The sequence below is a fragment of the Gemmatimonadaceae bacterium genome, from assembly GCA_036273715.1.
GTDB lineage: Bacteria > Gemmatimonadota > Gemmatimonadetes > Gemmatimonadales > Gemmatimonadaceae > JADGGM01.
The window spans coordinates 39853-55410 of sequence record DASUHB010000031.1; the positions used below are offsets into that span (position 1 = coordinate 39853).

Consider the following 15558-nt stretch of genomic DNA (forward strand, 5'->3'; position numbering starts at 1 on the left):
AGCCTTAAATATAGTAGCCTTCGACGGGATTTGTTCGGGAAAGGCGGACAAAGCGCTGACACCGCCGGATTGCTTTGCACCGAAGGCGGAGCGGTCTGTTCAATCCGGCTGTATTCGCGTTTTGTCCGCCTTCACTCCTGAGCGACCCGCTCCCGCCGCGTCACGTCCGTCACGCCCTTCACCCGCCTCACGGCCCGGATGATCTTCTGCAGGTGCGTCAGGTTCTCCACCTCCACCAGCACCGATCCCGACACGCCGCCGCCGTCACCGCTGCGCAGCTCCATGCTCTTGATGTTCGTGCCGCTGTTCGTGACGGCTTCCGCCACGTCGGCGTAGAGGCCGCGGCGATCGGACGCCTCGAGAGCCAAACGAACGAGGAAGAGCTCGCCATCCATTTCCTGCCAGTCGATGTCGAGGCGGCGTTCCGGCTCGTGTGAGAGCAGGAGGACGTTCGGGCAGTCCGTTCGGTGGATGCTCACGCCGCGGCCGCGCGTGACATAGCCGACGACGGGGTCGCCGGGTACGGGCTGGCAGCATTGGGAATAGCGCACCATCAAGCCGTCCACGCCCTGGATGCGCACGCCTTTCGACGCGCCGCGCATGCGGTCGACGAGGCGCTCGAACGCGCTCGACTTGGAGGGCGCCGCGCCATCCTGGAGCGCTTCGACGCCCGGGTAGATGGCCTTGAGCGCCTGGAGCACGTGCACGTCGCCCTGGCCTAACGATGCAATGAGATGCCTGGCGTCCGTTAGGCCAAGCGACTTGGCGGCGCGGCTCAGCGCATCGTCGTCGGGACGGGTGAGGTGGCGCCGGCGCACTTCCCGGTCCAGCATCTCGCGTCCCACCTTCGCCGAGGTGTTCTGCTCTTCCTGCTTGATCCACTGCCGGATCTTGTGGCGCGCGCGTCCCGTCCTCACGTGCGACAGCCAGTCGCGGCTCGGCCGCGCACTCGGCGCGGTGAGAATCTCGACCGTGTCCGAGTTGCGCAGCTGCCGCGACAGCGGGGCGATGCGGCCGTTGACGCGCGCGCCCTGGCAGTGCAGCCCGACCTCCGTGTGCACCGCGAAGGCGAAGTCGAGCGGCGTCGCGTTCTTCGGCAGCTGGATCACGTCGCCCGTCGGCGTGAAGACGAAGATCTCATCCTGGTACAGGTCGAGCTTGAGCAGCTCGAGAAATTCGTCGGGCGTCTTGGCGTCGAGCTGCGCTTCGAGAATCTGGCGGAACCACGCGAGGCGCTCGTCGAACTTGTCCGTGCGGCGCGGCCCTTCGGCGCTCTCCTTGTACACCCAGTGCGCGGCGATACCGTATTCGGCCGTCTGGTGCATCTCCCGCGTACGGATCTGCACCTCGTACAACTGGCGGCCCGGTCCGAACACCGTGGTGTGCAGCGACTGGTAGCCGTTGGACTTGGGCTGCGCGATGTAGTCCTTGATCCGCTCCTGCAGCGGCGTCCAGGCTTCGTGGATGATGCCTAACGCGTGATAGCAGTCGGGCACGCTGTCGACGAGCACCCGCACCGCCATGAGGTCGTAGATCTCCTCGTACGGCTTCTCGCGCTGCTTCATTTTCTTGTAGATCGACCACAGGTGCTTCGGCCGCCCGACCACATCGACCGACGCGATGCCCGCGCGCTTGAGCTCGCGCTCGAGCGGCTCGGCGAATTGCGCGATGAGTTTTTCGCGCTCGCCGCGCTTCTGCGCCACCAGCTTCGCCAACTTTTTGTACTCGATCGACTCGAGATGCTTGAACGACAGGTCCTCGAGCTCCCACCGTACCCGCGCCATACCGAAGCGGTGCGCCATCGGCGCGTACAGGTCCATCGTCTCCTGCGCGATGCGGCGACGCTTCTCCTCGGGGAGATAGTCCAGCGTGCGCATGTTGTGCAGGCGATCCGCGAGCTTGATGAGGATGACACGGACGTCCTTGGCGATCGAGAGCAGCAGCTTGCGGTAGTTCTCGACCTGCCGCTCCTGCGTCGAGCGGAACGAGATGTTGCCGATCTTGGTGACGCCGTCGACGATCTGCGCCATCTCGACGCCGAATTCGCGCTCGATGTCGTCGACGGTGACCGAGGTGTCCTCGACGACATCGTGAATCAGCCCGCTCGCGACTGTGATCGAATCGAGGTGCAGCTCGGCGAGAATCTTGGCGACGGCAACGCAATGCGAGACGTAGTCATCGCCAGACGAGCGCTTCTGTCCCTCGTGTGCGCGGCGGCCGAACTGATAGGCGCGCGTGAGCAGCTCGGTATCGAGCCGATCGAGCGCCGGATCGTCGGCGAGATCCCAGCCGGGAATGACGGACTTGAGTGCGGTTGCAGTCACAGCAAACCTGTCTCCGCGAAACTGACGTAGCGTCCGCGACCGATGATGACGTGGTCGTGAACCGGTATGTCTAACAAACGTCCCGCCGACACGAGTTGCTCCGTGACTACCCGGTCATCGACCGAGGGCGACGGATCGCCGCTCGGGTGGTTGTGCACCAGAATGATGGCCGCCGCGCGTTCGGCGATGGCTTCTCGAAAGACTTCGCGCGGATGTACGAGCGACGAGTTCAAAATCCCGCGTGTCACCGTAATGTCCCGCTCCATGCGGTGTTGCGCATCGAGCACGGCCACGTGGAATTCTTCGACAGGCAGATCCTGGAGTCGGCCGGCGAATGCGCCGAACACGTCTCGTGGCGAGCGCATCGGAGCGCCTTCTTCGCGCTCCTCGTCCGCCATGCGGCGACCCAACTCCAGCGCAGCGTGTATCGCAATGGCGCGCGCAGGTCCCATGCCGCGGCCAGCCGTGAGCGTCGCGACGGGCTGCGCTGCGATGCGTCGGAGCGAGCCGCCTACCTTTGTCAGAATATCCTGCGCGAGTGCCAGCGTCGATCGCCCGCCGGCGCCCGAGCCGAGCACGATGGCGAGCAGTTCGCTTACACTGAGCGCACCTGCACCGTGCTGCTTGAGCCGCTCACGCGGCCGTTCGGTGCGTGGCAGCTCTTTAATACTTAACGTTTTGGCAGATTCCCGGCCAGGCTGCTCCAACATGCACGACCTCCGCGCCGCGGGTTGAGGGCGCAGAAGATGGGCGGTCTGGGTGGTCGAGCCCGCACCGGAACCTCGCGAAGCGGACCGAACGCTTGCAGAAGGGCGGACAAAGCGCGGACGTAAGCGGACAACGCGCGGACACACGAGTCCTCAAGGTCTGTGTCGTCCGTCGCTGTCCGCGCCGTGTCCGCCTTACACGTTGGCCCCGTGGCACTTCTTGTACTTCAGGCCTGATCCGCACGGACAGGGGTCGTTGCGCCGCACCTTGGACCAGTCGACGCTGGCTGGCTTGCTGTTGTCGCCCAACGTGCGCGTGCGGCCGGCGCCGACGATGGTGGGCGCTTTGCGCGGCGGCTGAGCGGATGCGGGTTCGGCAGCCGGGGCCGGCGCCGCGCCGTCGGCTTTCTGCGCCGGCTCCGGCTCCTCGGCCGGCACATCCTCGAGGATGCCTAACGCATTGTACCGCCGCGCCGGGGGCGCCGATCCGCCCTGCGGCCCGCCTCCGTTAGGCCGCGGCGGCTGCGGCGGCGCGGGTTCCGGCGGCGAGAACACCAGCTGCGCGCGGAGGAACCGCTCGGTGAACGTGTTGTACACGTCGTTCATCAAATCGACGAACATCGTGTACGCTTCCTTCTTGTACTCGATGAGCGGATCCGTCTGCCCCCAGCCGCGGTACTGGATGGCCGCGCGCAGCTGGTCCAGATCGTACAAATGGTCCTTCCACTTCTCGTCGAGCACGTTGAGCATCACGATCGACAGCAGCTGCATGCCGAATTCGTTCAGGCTCTTGAACTTCGCGTCAAACGCCGCGTGGCCCGCGTCGCGCGCCGATTGTTGGGCATCGGGAATCGTCTCGGGCCTGCCCTCCGCACCCTCCTCGAACTGCGGGACGATGAGGAGATAGTGCATGAGGAGATCCTGCCGCAGCAGCTGGAAGTCCCACTCCTCGGGATTCTCCACCGTCGCCAGCGCGGTCTCGACCCGATGGTCCAGCGCGCGGTCGATCATCTTGAGCGCTTCGCCCTTGAGCTCTTCCCCGCCCTCCATGGCGAACGACCGCAGCGCGTAAATCACTTCGCGCTGCTGGTTCATCACATCGTCGAAATCGAGCAGGCGTTTGCGCGACTGGAAGTGATTCATCTCGACGCGCTTCTGCGCCTGCTCGATCGACCGCGTGATCAGCGAGTGCGAGAGCACCTCGCCTTCCTGCGCGCCTAACCGGTCCATCAGCTTCGCGATGCGCTCGGAGCCGAACAACCGCATCAGGTCGTCTTCGAGCGAGAGGAAGAACTGGGAGGCGCCCGGATCGCCCTGGCGGCCGGCGCGGCCGCGCAGCTGCCGGTCGATGCGACGCGACTCGTGGCGCTCGGATCCGATGATGTGCAGGCCGCCCGGCTCCACGATCTCGACGTCCTTGCCATCGGCATCCTTCACCGTCGAGTCATGCGATTCCGTGACCCCGGGGCCGAGTTTGATGTCGGTGCCGCGGCCGGCCATGTTCGTGGCAATGGTGATCGCGCCGGGCTGGCCGGCGCCGGCGATGATCTCCGCCTCGCGCTGGTGATACTTCGCGTTGAGGACGTTGTGCTTGAGGCCCGCGCGCTGGAACATGCGCGACAGCGTCTCCGACACATCGACGTTCACCGTCCCGATCAGCACCGGGATGCCGAGTCCGTGCAGCCGCTCCGTCTCCTGCATGATCGCGTTGTACTTCTCGCGCCGCGTCTTGTAGATGAGATCGTGACGGTCATCGCGAACCACCGGCTTGTTCGTCGGAATCACGGACACGCCTAACTTGTAGATCTCGTGGAATTCCGTCTCCTCGGTTTCCGCGGTACCGGTCATGCCCGCCAACTTCTCGTACATGCGGAAGTAGTTCTGGATGGTGATCGTGGCGAGCGTCTGCGTCTCGCCCTTCACCTGCACGCCTTCCTTGGCCTCCACCGCCTGGTGCAAGCCCTCCGACCACCGACGGCCCGGCATCGTGCGGCCCGTGAACTCGTCCACGATCAACACCTGGCCGTCCTGCACCACGTAGTTGACGTCCTTCTCGTACAACGCGTGCGCGCGCAACAGCTGATGAATGATGTTCAGCTTCTCGCTCTTGATCGCGTACTCGCGGTCGAGATTCGCGCGGGCCTCGAGCTTCTCCTGCGGCGACAGGTCCGGATCGTGATCGATGCGACTCACCGCTTCCGAGATGTCGGGCAGCACGAATGCGTCGTGATCGTTGGGCGAGAGGAAGTCCACGCCGCGATCGGTGAGGTGCACGGTGTGGTTCTTCTCATCCAGCACGTAGAGGAGACGCTCTTCGATGTCGCCGAACTGCTGGCGGCTGGCCGACTGCCGTTTGTCGGCAATGTGATCCAGCTCCATCTTCTGCACGAGCTGCTTGTTCCCGGCGCCCTCGGCGAGCAGCTTGAGCAGGCGCTTGTTCTTGGGCGCGCCTAACTGGGCCTGATACAGGCGCATGCCGGCCGTTTGCCGGTCGCCGGACTCGAGGGCCTCTTCGGCTTCGCCGACCAGCCGGTTCGCGTCTTCCGTCTGTGCGCGCACCAGCCGGGCGACCGCTGCGTTGTGCTCGAAGTACGCGGCGTCGCTCTCGTTGCCGACGGGACCCGAAATGATGAGCGGCGTGCGTGCTTCGTCGATGAGCACCGAGTCCACTTCGTCGACGATGGCGTACCAGTGCGGCGGCTGCACGCGCTGGTCCACCGAGTGCACCATGTTGTCGCGCAGGTAGTCGAAGCCGAACTCGTTGTTCGTGCCGTACGTGATGTCGCACAGGTATGCGGCGCGGCGTTCGGGCGTGTTGGGCTCCGTGTCGTCGATGCACCCGACCGTCATGCCGAGGTACGTGTAGAGATGGCCCATCCACTGGGAGTCGCGGCGCGCCAGGTACGAGTTGACGGTCACGAGGTGCGAGCCGCGGCCGGCGAGCGCATTGAGATAGAGCGGCAGCGTCGCCACCAGCGTCTTGCCTTCACCGGTCGCCATCTCCGCGATCTTGCCGAGGTGCAGCTCGACGCCGCCGATGAGCTGGACGTCGTAGTGCACCATGTCCCACGTCATGTCGTGGCCTGTCACCTTCACGGTAGTGCCTAACAGACGGCGCGCGGCCTCGCGCACCGTAGCGAACGCCTCGGGCAGGATTTCGTCCAGCACCTCGCTGAGCGCCTCGTGGAGCTCGCCCTCGACGCCGCCGCGGCCGTCGGGGCCGTTCAGCTCATCGTCGATCTGCGTGCGCTCCTCCGCATCCGCCGTCAGCTTCTTGCGCTCCTTGAGCTCGGCCACCTTGACCTCGAGCTCGGAGGTGCGCTCGCGGATCATGGCGCGCAGCTTGCCGGTCTGGGCGCGCAGCTCTTCGTCCGAGACCTTCTGCAGGCGCTCGTACTGCTCGTTGATCTCGGACACGATCGGCTGAACGCGCTTCATCTCGCGCTCGTGGCGCGTGCCGAAGACCGCGGTGAGCAATGGCTTCAACATGGGGACATTCCTCTATCGGTACAGCGCCGCCGCCCGAATGTAGTCGGCGACTGCTTCAGTCACGAACCCGCGAAGCGACAGTCCCGCGCGGACGCGCGCGCGAATCTCGCTCGATGACACATCCACGCGACGCGTCGACACTCGCTCTACCGGCAGTGCCGATTTAGAGCCGCGCGCATCGGACGCCACGGCGTCTCTCCCGCGCGAGAGCACGATGACCCGCGCCAGATCGGCAATGCGCTCCGACCGATGCCATGTGGCGATCTGCTCCGCGAGATCCTCGCCGATCAGCAGGATGCGCTCGACCGCCGGGTGCCGGGCTGCATACGCCTCCAACGTGTCAACCGTGTAAGATAACCCGCCCCGGTCGATTTCGATCGGATCGACCTCGAATCGCGCGTCCTCTCCCACGAGGAGCCGCAGCATGGCCAGTCGCTCGGACGGCGATGCCGCCACCACGCCCTGCTTGAGCGGCTGGCTCGCTGCCGGAATGAACACGACCCGGGTCAGGTGCAGCGCGTCGTACGCGTCGCTCGCGGCAAGGAGATGCCCAACGTGGGGCGGATCGAACGTCCCGCCGAAGAGCCCCAGTCGCACCGTGGTCAGGGCTTCGGCGCGACCGTCGCCGGATGCGGCGGTGGTCCGCACGTCGTCTTTACATCCGGGTCGCGCGGATATTTCTGGTAGAGCGTGGCACACGTCTGCGCGACTTCTTCCGGATACTTGATCTGCTTGTACGATTTGACCAGCTGGATGAGCGCCAGCTTCGCGTGCTGCGTCGTCGGATACAAGCGCTCGACATCGTTGAAGTAGATGATCGCCGGATCGTACGCCTTCCGCCGATAATAGAACATGCCGGTGTCGTAGTTCTTGATCGCCAGCCACTCCGTTAGGCGGTCGATCTCCTTCTGCGCCCGCGGCTTGAGCGGCGAATCCGGGTACGCCGCGATGAAGCTCTGCAGCGTCGTGATGGCCGTCTGTCCGTAGTCCGGGTCCAGGGATGGCTTGCGCCACAACTTCGCGTACGAGATGCCGGTCTTGAACGTCGCCGGTCCCGCGAGCGTGTCTTCCGGGAAGCTCTCCGGCACGCGGGAATACGCCTGCGCCGCCAGGATGTACTCCTTCTGCCCGGTGTGCGCCTCGCCAAGATAGTAGAAGGCTGCGGGCAGTAGCGGATCGCGCGCGGGCAGATCCGTGGTCAGCTTCTCGAATCCGTTTTCCGCGTTGCCCCAGTGATGCAGCTTGAGCTGCTGCAGAGACGCTTGGAACAGCGCCTCCTTCGAGGGAAAGCTTGCCGGGATGAACGGATGCCGGTGACAAGCAGCGAGGCCGGCGAGAGCGACCAATGGGAGCGTGCGTCGTAGCGCGTTCACAAACATGACGGCGGTGTCATACCCGGATTCGAGGAGACGGTTCACCGGAGCGCAGCAGCGCCGCGGCCCGCTGTGTCGCGAAACCATGCGACAAAACGAGGAATGCCATCGCGGATCGGCACCGCCGGCGCGTAGCCCAGGGTGTCGCGTGCGCGCGAAATATCGGCGAACGTGCAGGACACGTCGCCCGCTTGTGGCGGCAACCTGTCGATCATGGCCTTCCGACCAAGCGCATCCTCGAGCAAGGCAATCAGCTCGCTGAGCGTCGTGGTCTGCGACTCGCCCAGATTATAGACCTCGTGCCGCACCTCGGGATCGCGCGTTCGCTCGATCGCGCCGAGTACCCCCTGCACCGTATCGGTCACGTAGGTGTAGTCGCGCGACGACGACCCGTCGCCGTATACCGGAATGGGACGACCGCTCGAGATGAGCGCCGCGAATTTGTGGATCGCCAGATCGGGCCGCTGCCTCGGTCCGTACACCGTGAAGAATCGCAGCGACACGATGCGAAGGCGCGGCTCGAGTCCGGCGAAGGTTTCACAGAGCAGCTCGGCGGCGCGTTTGGTGGCGGCGTACGGACTGACCGGCGAGATCGCGGCATCGTCCTCCGAGAACGGGACGCGGCTCGCATTCCCGTAGACGGACGAGCTCGATGCGACGACGGCGCGCGAGATGCCGCGCGCACGCGCGGCATCGAGCAACGCGGCGGTTCCGCGAACGTTGACGTCGGCATACAGCGCGGGGGCGGCAATCGATGGGCGGACGCCGGCGCGCGCCGCCATGTGCACGACCACGTCGGGCTCGATCGTGTCCATCGCAGCGCCGAGCGCCGCGAGGTCGCGCACATCCGCCTCGGCCATGGTGAACGCCGAGGAGCAGCGGGCTCCGGCGATGTTCGCGCGCTTGATGGCCGGGTCGTAAAAGTCGTCGAAATTGTCGACGCCTAACACGCGATCGCCGCGCGCGAGCAGCGCATCGACCAGGTGCGAGCCGATGAATCCTGCCGCGCCGGTGACCAGCACGCGCTCAGCCACGCGCGCCCACCCGCTCGGTGCCAAGCGAGCGGAAGTACTCAATGGTGCGGGCGACGCCCTCCCGAAGCGGCACCGCTGGCTCCCAGCCCAGCATCGATCGCGCGCGACTGATGTCGGGCTGGCGCACTTTGGGATCGTCCACCGGCAGCGGCCGCGCCTCGATCGGCACCTTCGCTCCCGTGAGCTCGAGGACCACCTCGGCTAACTGGCGTACGGTGTACTCGACCGGGTTGCCGATGTTCATCGGATCGCTGTCGCCCTTCATGAAGAGCCGGTAGATGCCTTCCACTTCATCCGACACGTAGCAGAAGCTGCGGGTTTGCTTGCCGTCGCCGTACAGCGTGATCGGTTCGCCGGCCAGCGCCTGCACGATGAAATTGGACACGACGCGCCCGTCGCGCGGCCGCATGCGCGGGCCGTACGTGTTGAAGATGCGGACGATGCGCGTGTCGAGGCCGTGATACCGGTGATAGGCCATCGTCATGGCTTCGGCAAAGCGCTTCGCTTCGTCGTACACGCCGCGCGGTCCGACGGGATTGACGTTGCCCCAATACGATTCGGGCTGCGGGTGCACCATCGGATCGCCGTACACCTCGGACGTCGACGCCAGGAAAAAACGCGACCGCTTGGCCAGCGCGAGGCCGAGCGCGTTGTGGGTGCCTAACGCACCGACCTTGAGCGTTGGAATCGGGTGCTCGAGGTAGTCGATGGGGCTGGCGGGCGACGCGAAGTGGAGCACGCCGTCCAGCGGGCCGGCGACATACGTGTACGTCGAGATGTTGTGGCGGACGAACTCGAACCCCGCTTGGCCGACGAGGTGCGCGATGTTGTCGGCGTGGCCGGTGATGAAGTTGTCGAGGCCGACCACTTGATGGCCGTCGGCGAGAAAGCGGTCGCACAGGTGGGAGCCCAGAAACCCCGCGGCTCCGGTGATGAGCACCCTCATTCGCGACCGCGGCCGATCGACCGGTACGTGAAGCCTAACGCCGCCATTTTCTCCGGGTGATAGAGGTTTCGTCCGTCGATGACGATCGGACGCGCGAGGGAGGCCCTGATGCGCTCGAAGTCCGGATGGCGGAACTGATTCCAGTCGGTGACCACGACGAGCGCGTCCGCGCCATCGAGCGCGTCGTAGTTGGATTCGGCGTACGAGATGCGGTCGCCTAACCGGCGCCGCGCCTCGGGCATCGCCACCGGGTCGTGCGCCACCACGCTGGCGCCGGCCTCGAGCAGCGATTCGATGAGCGTCAACGCGGGCGATTCGCGCATGTCGTCGGTCTGCGGTTTGAACGCGAGCCCCCACACCGCGATCTTGCGGCCGCGCAACCCATCCGGAATCACCGACGACAGCTTCTCGAACAACCGGTGCTTCTGCCGCTCGTTCGCTTCTTCGACGGCATTCAACACCGCGACCGATGCGCTGCGTTCCTTGGCCGTGCGCAGCAGCGCTTTCACATCCTTGGGAAAGCACGAGCCGCCGTAGCCCGGCCCGGGGAACAGAAACGACGGTCCGATGCGCACATCGCTGCCGATCCCCTTTCGCACGTTGTCCACGTTCGCGCCGACCTTCTCGCACAGATTCGCGATCTCGTTCATGAACGAAATGCGCGTGGCCAGCATGCCGTTGGCCGCGTACTTCGTGAGCTCGGCGGACGGAATGTCCATGAACAGAATCGGTTTTCCGGTTCGAACAAACGGCGCATAGAGCTCGGCCATCACCGATCGCGAGTAGTCGCTGTCCACGCCAAGGACCACGCGATCGGGCCGCATGAAATCCTCGACCGCGGCGCCCTCCTTCAAGAATTCCGGATTGCTGCACATGTGGAACGGGAACTTCGCGTGCTTGGCGATGGCGTTGGCGACCTTGTCTGCCGTGCCCACTGGCACAGTGGACTTGGTGACGACCACCATTTCGCGCGCCATGTTGCGGCCGATCACGTCGGCCACGCTCAGGACGTGTCTGAGGTCGGCTGACCCGTCCTCATCCGGCGGCGTGCCGACGGCGATGAACACGACCTCGGCGTTTTTGACGGCGCCGCCGACGTCCGTGGTGAAGGAGAGCCGTTTCTGGCTTTGATTGCGCTCGACCAGATCTTCGAGACCAGGCTCGTAGATCGGGAGGATGTTGTCCTTCAGTCCTTTGATTTTTCGCTCGTCGATGTCGGCGCAGGTGACGTCCCCACCCGTCTCCGCCAGACATGCGCCTACGACGAGACCGACATAGCCCGTCCCGACGACTGTGATCCGCACGATGTAAATATTGTTGGGTTCGGTTGTTGGCCGATATGCTGCCAGCCCTTGAACTTATCGGGGGTCAGGGAGTCGGGCAATGCGAAAGCCGAGCAAAACGCAGAGAGCGCCGGACGCGACAGGAGCGTTCGGTCGCGAAAGAGACCGGTCGGGAGGCTGCAGCTATCGCACGCGGGCGTCGAAGCTTCCGGTTAGCACGCGCCCTGCGCGCCGCACCTGCACCCAGATCCGATAGTGACCGGCTTTCGGGAACGCGTACGGGAAGCTCACGGTATCGGGCAGCGTTGCGCTTGTCATTGGCATTGGCAGAGGTGCGTCCCGGGTGCTGTCCCCGCCGCGACTGAAAATCGATTGCGCCGCCATCGCAATCGTGCCCATGGGATGCAGGTGGACGAACACGCTGCCATCATCGCGCGCGATCATTGCGTGGGCGGACATGCCCATGTAGGGCTGCAGGACCGCGGGTCGACTGTCTGGCGCCGTGACGGTGAAGTGCAGCGGGGCGATCACGTTCGCGACCAGCGAGGTATCGCCACGGTCCCAGCTCATGATCGATCCATCGGCCAGCGTGGCGCGTCTGGTATCCGACGCCGCCGTCAACGCACCGCTCACGATCCAGGAATCGTCGGAGTCGGTTGGGGAGAATGCGGGCGAGCCTTGCCCGCCGATGACGAGGGTGTCGACGAGCGTCTCGGCGTAGCCGCTCCGGTGCACGATGTCGGCGTAGGTATGGTATGTCCCGGCAGGCAATGGCGGCAGCGCGACGCGAAAATCGTTGGAGTCGCTCGTCACCGGATGCAGGTGCGCAAATGCGTCCATGCCCGGCGCACGAATCAGAAAGAAGTGGACGAGCTTTCCGTGATCGCGAACGAGCGGTGTCTCTTCGTGCTGCCTCCATCTGCTGTCCGTAATCACGAATTGAAGGACGCGTCCGGAGTCGGCGAGCGATACGCGGCTCGCGAGCGGCTTGTAAATGATGCGCCGATACGCTCGGGCCGAGTGGTTCCACCATGCGTTGCCGCCCAGGAGCGCGAGCGCGAAGATCGCGGCCGCGGAGCACACCGCAAGGCGCGCGCGTCGCCGGCGGGGCGCGTCGACCGGGACGCCGGGGTCGAGCGTCGCTTCTCGAGCGCCGGCGCCGATGATGGAGAGCAAACCGAAGACGAGAAAGGCGCCGAGCGCGAGGAGCAGCGCGCCTAACGCTGGCGACATCGGCAGCTCCCGCGTGGCCGCCGAGACGACCGGCACGTCGACGGTCCCCGTGCCCCGCGTGCCGCTGACAACGACCCGAATCGAGTAGGAGCCGGATGTCATGAGCCAGAGCCGGGTGGCGAAGGCCCCGGCTTCGCCCAGCACCGGCGCTGCGAGGTCTGGCGGCGGTGCGCCATCGGCGCCGGTCTCCCACAACACCGGCTGCACCGTCACCTGCGCGGCGGGTTCGTTGGACACCTGGACTACTACATCGAGCTGACCGGGCACCACACCGGGCGGGCGGCTGACCACGCCGACATCGTAGGGCCCCGCCGCGCCGCGAAAGTAGACGTCCGGACTGCCGACGTGCCCGACCCCGGCGATGACCAGCACGGCGAGCGCCGCCAGCGCCGCCAGTCCGTTAGGCAGCGGCGGGCGGCTCACCGCTTCACCCGGCGCAGCCAGTCGCCGCAGGCCAGACCGAGCCGCGACGACAGTACCGCGAGACCGGCGGCGAGCGCCAATCCGCCGGCCAGCTTGGCCGGCCGCACCGGCGGGAAGATGTGCCGGTAGGCGTACGACGTCTTGGGCAGCGCGTAATAATAGTTGGTGGAGGCGAAGACCCAGTTCTCCGACGCCGGCGAGTTATAGAACGAGCCGAATGACCACTGCGCGGCAAAGAACACGGCGAAGAACACGGTGCCGAGCAGCGCCGCCAGACGCCAGCCGCGCAGCGTGTCCGGCACGCGTTGGAACATCAGATCGAGCACGAACGCCGGCGCGAGCAGGAGGAGCGGAAAATCCGGCGGCACCATGTGCGTCACGGTCTGATAGATCGGGCCTAACCGGGGCGTGGCCGGGAACAGCGGCAGGAGCCAGACCATCGCGAGCATGACGACGGTGTAGACGGCGGCAATGGACGTGGTCGGCCATCGCAGCCGCGACGCGCGGGCGAGTGTGACCAGGTAGAACGGGAACACGAGACACGCCACCACGTAGAACTGCGGCGTGTGCATGAGGACGCGCCGATGGTACTCGGTGGTCATGATCGTCGCGTTCAGGAACAACAGCCCCGCGGCGGCCGCGTACAGCACGCGATACCGCTGCGCCGCCGCGGCGCCGGCGCGGTTCTGCAGCGCGAGCGTCATGAGCAGTGCGCCCAACTGGATGGCGGCGATGCCCAACGCGAGAACCGTGTGCGGCGGACTCAGGATCTGGACGTCGAGCCCGTAGGCGTTGTGCCACCAGTTGTCGAACGGCGCCGAGGTGAGCATCGCGAACGTGCCCCAGATGCACACCCACGCGCCTAACGGAGCATGGAACACGCGCCAGAAGCGCACCGTGTCGCCGCGGGACGCGGCGCCGCCAAACGTGGTCGCGAGCACCAGCCAGCCGCACGACAGCCCGGCGATGAGGCCGCCGGCGTAGATCGCCATGTGCGCCGGCGTCCAGAACGTGTCGCGGCCAATCGTGCTGTGCCACGAGATGTCCCACATCACGCCGACGATCACGCACAGCGATGCCAGCAGGGCCGCCGACAGATACCGCGGCACGCCGATCGTCTGCTCCCCGCTCGCTCGGCGATGCGGTTTCATCGCCGACTCAGGGATAGCGGAAGCGGTACGTCGCCATGAGTTGCACGCGCCCGTACGTCCCGGCCGGCGTCGCGACGTTGTTCACGTTGGTCACGCGCGCGCCCTGCACCACCAGTGTGAGCGGCACGATGGGGTCGAGCCACTGCACGCTCGCGTCGGCCATCCACGCGCTCTGCACGTCGGGCGTGTCGCCGCTCGCAAACGGAAACGGCGCGCCGGCATGGCCGAAGCGGGCCGGCGGCGGACGCTGGCTGATGCGCTGGTCGCCGCGGCGCCACTTGGCGATGCCGGCGGACACATGAAACTTCCCTGTGGGCCACACGTCCGCGAACGCCCGCGCCATGTCGGCATCCGGGCCTAACTCGGACCCCACCGGCTGATCGTATTGCTGCCACGTCGCAGTGTAGAACGACTCGAGGTACGTGAACGCGCTCACGCGCCGGTATTGCAGCCCCAGATTCGCCGGCACGGGCAGCGACAACGCGTAGGTCCCGCGCACGTTCCAGGCGAACAAGTCGGGAAAGTTCTTCCGATCCTGCGCATCGATCTGAATGTCGTCGATGAGCAGATCGCCCTGCAGCGAGAACCGGTCGAGATTGGCCCGCACCGATCCGAACGCCGTCAGGTTCACGTCGCCGGCCTGGCTGACGTCGCCGGATTTGTCGTTCTGCGTGACCTGAAATACCATCAACGGATTCACGAAGTTGAGCGCGATCCCGCCGCCCTGGCGCGGAATGAGCGCCGTCTCGCCGAGCGTCAGCTCGACCTTGTGCGACGGCCGCCACGTGAGCGCGTGCGCCACCATCATGCGATGGTACCGCTGCGTCCCGACGCTGTCCGGCAGACTGTCGGTGGCCGGCGACAGCACCACGTCGTTGAGCTCGGCCACGAGGGCCTTGAACTCGAATTTCGACCACTGCGCCGTGAGCGTGATCTTGTCCAACGCAGGGCCGTTCGCCGAGAGCACGAGCGACTCCGTGCCATCGCCGATCCACGCTTCGCGGCCGCGCCCAACGGAGAGCACGATCGGGCCCAACTTGCCCGATGCATAGGCTTCGCTGAAATCGATGACGCCGGACGTGTGCCGGAATTGATTGGCGCGCACCGTCGGATCGTTGCGGCTGTCGGTCTCGCCGTACGCCTCGCTCACCAGGACCACGTTCGGGCCGCCATCGAACGAGAGGCGCAGCCGCGCCGTCCCGACGGCCGGCGGCGTGCCCTGTCCCGTTGGGCGAACGTCGTCCCACAGCGGGTACATCTCGCCGTTGTCCAGGCCCGTCGCCTGGAGCGATGCGAGCGCGCCGAAGCGCACGCGGTTCGACGACGCCGCGGCGGCCGAGTCGGACGCGACGCTGTCGGCGAGGAACCGCGAGGCGAGCGCGTCGAGCACCCGGCCTGCACACCGTGGTTCGGCCTTGGCCGTGCGCAGGGCGCCGCGCACATCCTTCACCATGAACGGCCGGAACGCGGATACGCGCGCGGCGCCGCAGCCCAACTCCACCAGGCCGTCGAGCTGGGCGTACGCGGGATCATCGAGGGGCAGCGTGACTAGCGGATGCTGCGCGGCGGCCACACGCGCGCTTCCGGCGGCGAGG

The 15558-nt window shown here is 66.1% G+C and carries 11 protein-coding genes; all 11 read right to left on the minus strand.

Annotated features, from left to right (window positions below; all coding sequences use genetic code 11):
* Positions 1 to 131 precede the first annotated feature (131 nt).
* A complete protein-coding gene (locus VFW04_06245; protein HEX5178910.1) occupies positions 132 to 2324 on the minus strand; it encodes a bifunctional (p)ppGpp synthetase/guanosine-3',5'-bis(diphosphate) 3'-pyrophosphohydrolase in 2193 nt (730 codons plus the stop codon).
* Positions 2321 to 3034 (minus strand): DNA repair protein RadC, encoded by a 714-nt coding sequence (radC, locus tag VFW04_06250; protein ID HEX5178911.1) that lies wholly within the window; start codon positions 3032 to 3034, stop codon positions 2321 to 2323. Before radC ends, VFW04_06245 begins: the two co-directional genes overlap by 4 nt.
* A 192-nt stretch (positions 3035 to 3226) precedes the next feature.
* Positions 3227 to 6520, minus strand: a complete 3294-nt coding sequence (gene secA / locus VFW04_06255) for a preprotein translocase subunit SecA (protein ID HEX5178912.1) — start codon at positions 6518 to 6520, stop codon at positions 3227 to 3229.
* Between the two features lie 12 nt (positions 6521 to 6532).
* Positions 6533 to 7168, minus strand: coding sequence for a nicotinate (nicotinamide) nucleotide adenylyltransferase (nadD, locus tag VFW04_06260; GenBank protein HEX5178913.1), 636 nt, complete (start codon positions 7166 to 7168; stop codon positions 6533 to 6535).
* Positions 7123 to 7866 carry an outer membrane protein assembly factor BamD gene (gene bamD / locus VFW04_06265; GenBank protein ID HEX5178914.1) on the minus strand — a complete coding sequence of 248 codons (744 nt, stop codon included), beginning with the start codon at positions 7864 to 7866 and terminating at the stop codon, positions 7123 to 7125. The genes nadD and bamD overlap by 46 nt, the downstream gene beginning before the upstream one ends.
* Positions 7867 to 7934: 68 nt before the next feature.
* Positions 7935 to 8927: an NAD-dependent epimerase/dehydratase family protein gene (locus VFW04_06270; GenBank protein HEX5178915.1), complete on the minus strand. Its 993-nt coding sequence runs from the start codon at positions 8925 to 8927 to the stop codon at positions 7935 to 7937.
* A complete protein-coding gene (locus VFW04_06275) occupies positions 8920 to 9873 on the minus strand; it encodes a UDP-glucuronic acid decarboxylase family protein (protein ID HEX5178916.1) in 954 nt (317 codons plus the stop codon). The genes VFW04_06270 and VFW04_06275 overlap by 8 nt, the downstream gene beginning before the upstream one ends.
* Complete coding sequence (locus VFW04_06280) at positions 9870 to 11177, minus strand: UDP-glucose/GDP-mannose dehydrogenase family protein (protein HEX5178917.1); 1308 nt, start codon at positions 11175 to 11177, stop codon at positions 9870 to 9872. Before VFW04_06280 ends, VFW04_06275 begins: the two co-directional genes overlap by 4 nt.
* 162 nt (positions 11178 to 11339) lie before the next feature.
* Positions 11340 to 12812: a hypothetical protein gene (locus VFW04_06285; GenBank protein HEX5178918.1), complete on the minus strand. Its 1473-nt coding sequence runs from the start codon at positions 12810 to 12812 to the stop codon at positions 11340 to 11342.
* Positions 12809 to 13963 carry a hypothetical protein gene (locus VFW04_06290; GenBank protein ID HEX5178919.1) on the minus strand — a complete coding sequence of 385 codons (1155 nt, stop codon included), beginning with the start codon at positions 13961 to 13963 and terminating at the stop codon, positions 12809 to 12811. The genes VFW04_06285 and VFW04_06290 overlap by 4 nt, the downstream gene beginning before the upstream one ends.
* Positions 13964 to 13970: 7 nt before the next feature.
* Entirely contained in the window at positions 13971 to 15536 is a 1566-nt protein-coding gene (locus tag VFW04_06295; protein ID HEX5178920.1) for a hypothetical protein, read from the minus strand.
* Positions 15537 to 15558 lie beyond the last annotated feature (22 nt).

Bases quoted from the DNA above. Each gene is read 5' to 3' on its own strand.
- secA (HEX5178912.1), bottom strand. From the start codon at position 6,520: ATGTTGAAGCCATTGCTCACCGCGGTCTTCGGCACGCGCCACGAGCGC.
- radC (HEX5178911.1), bottom strand. From the start codon at position 3,034: ATGTTGGAGCAGCCTGGCCGGGAATCTGCCAAAACGTTAAGTATTAAA.
- VFW04_06290 (HEX5178919.1), bottom strand. From the start codon at position 13,963: ATGAAACCGCATCGCCGAGCGAGCGGGGAGCAGACGATCGGCGTGCCG.
- VFW04_06275 (HEX5178916.1), bottom strand. From the start codon at position 9,873: ATGAGGGTGCTCATCACCGGAGCCGCGGGGTTTCTGGGCTCCCACCTG.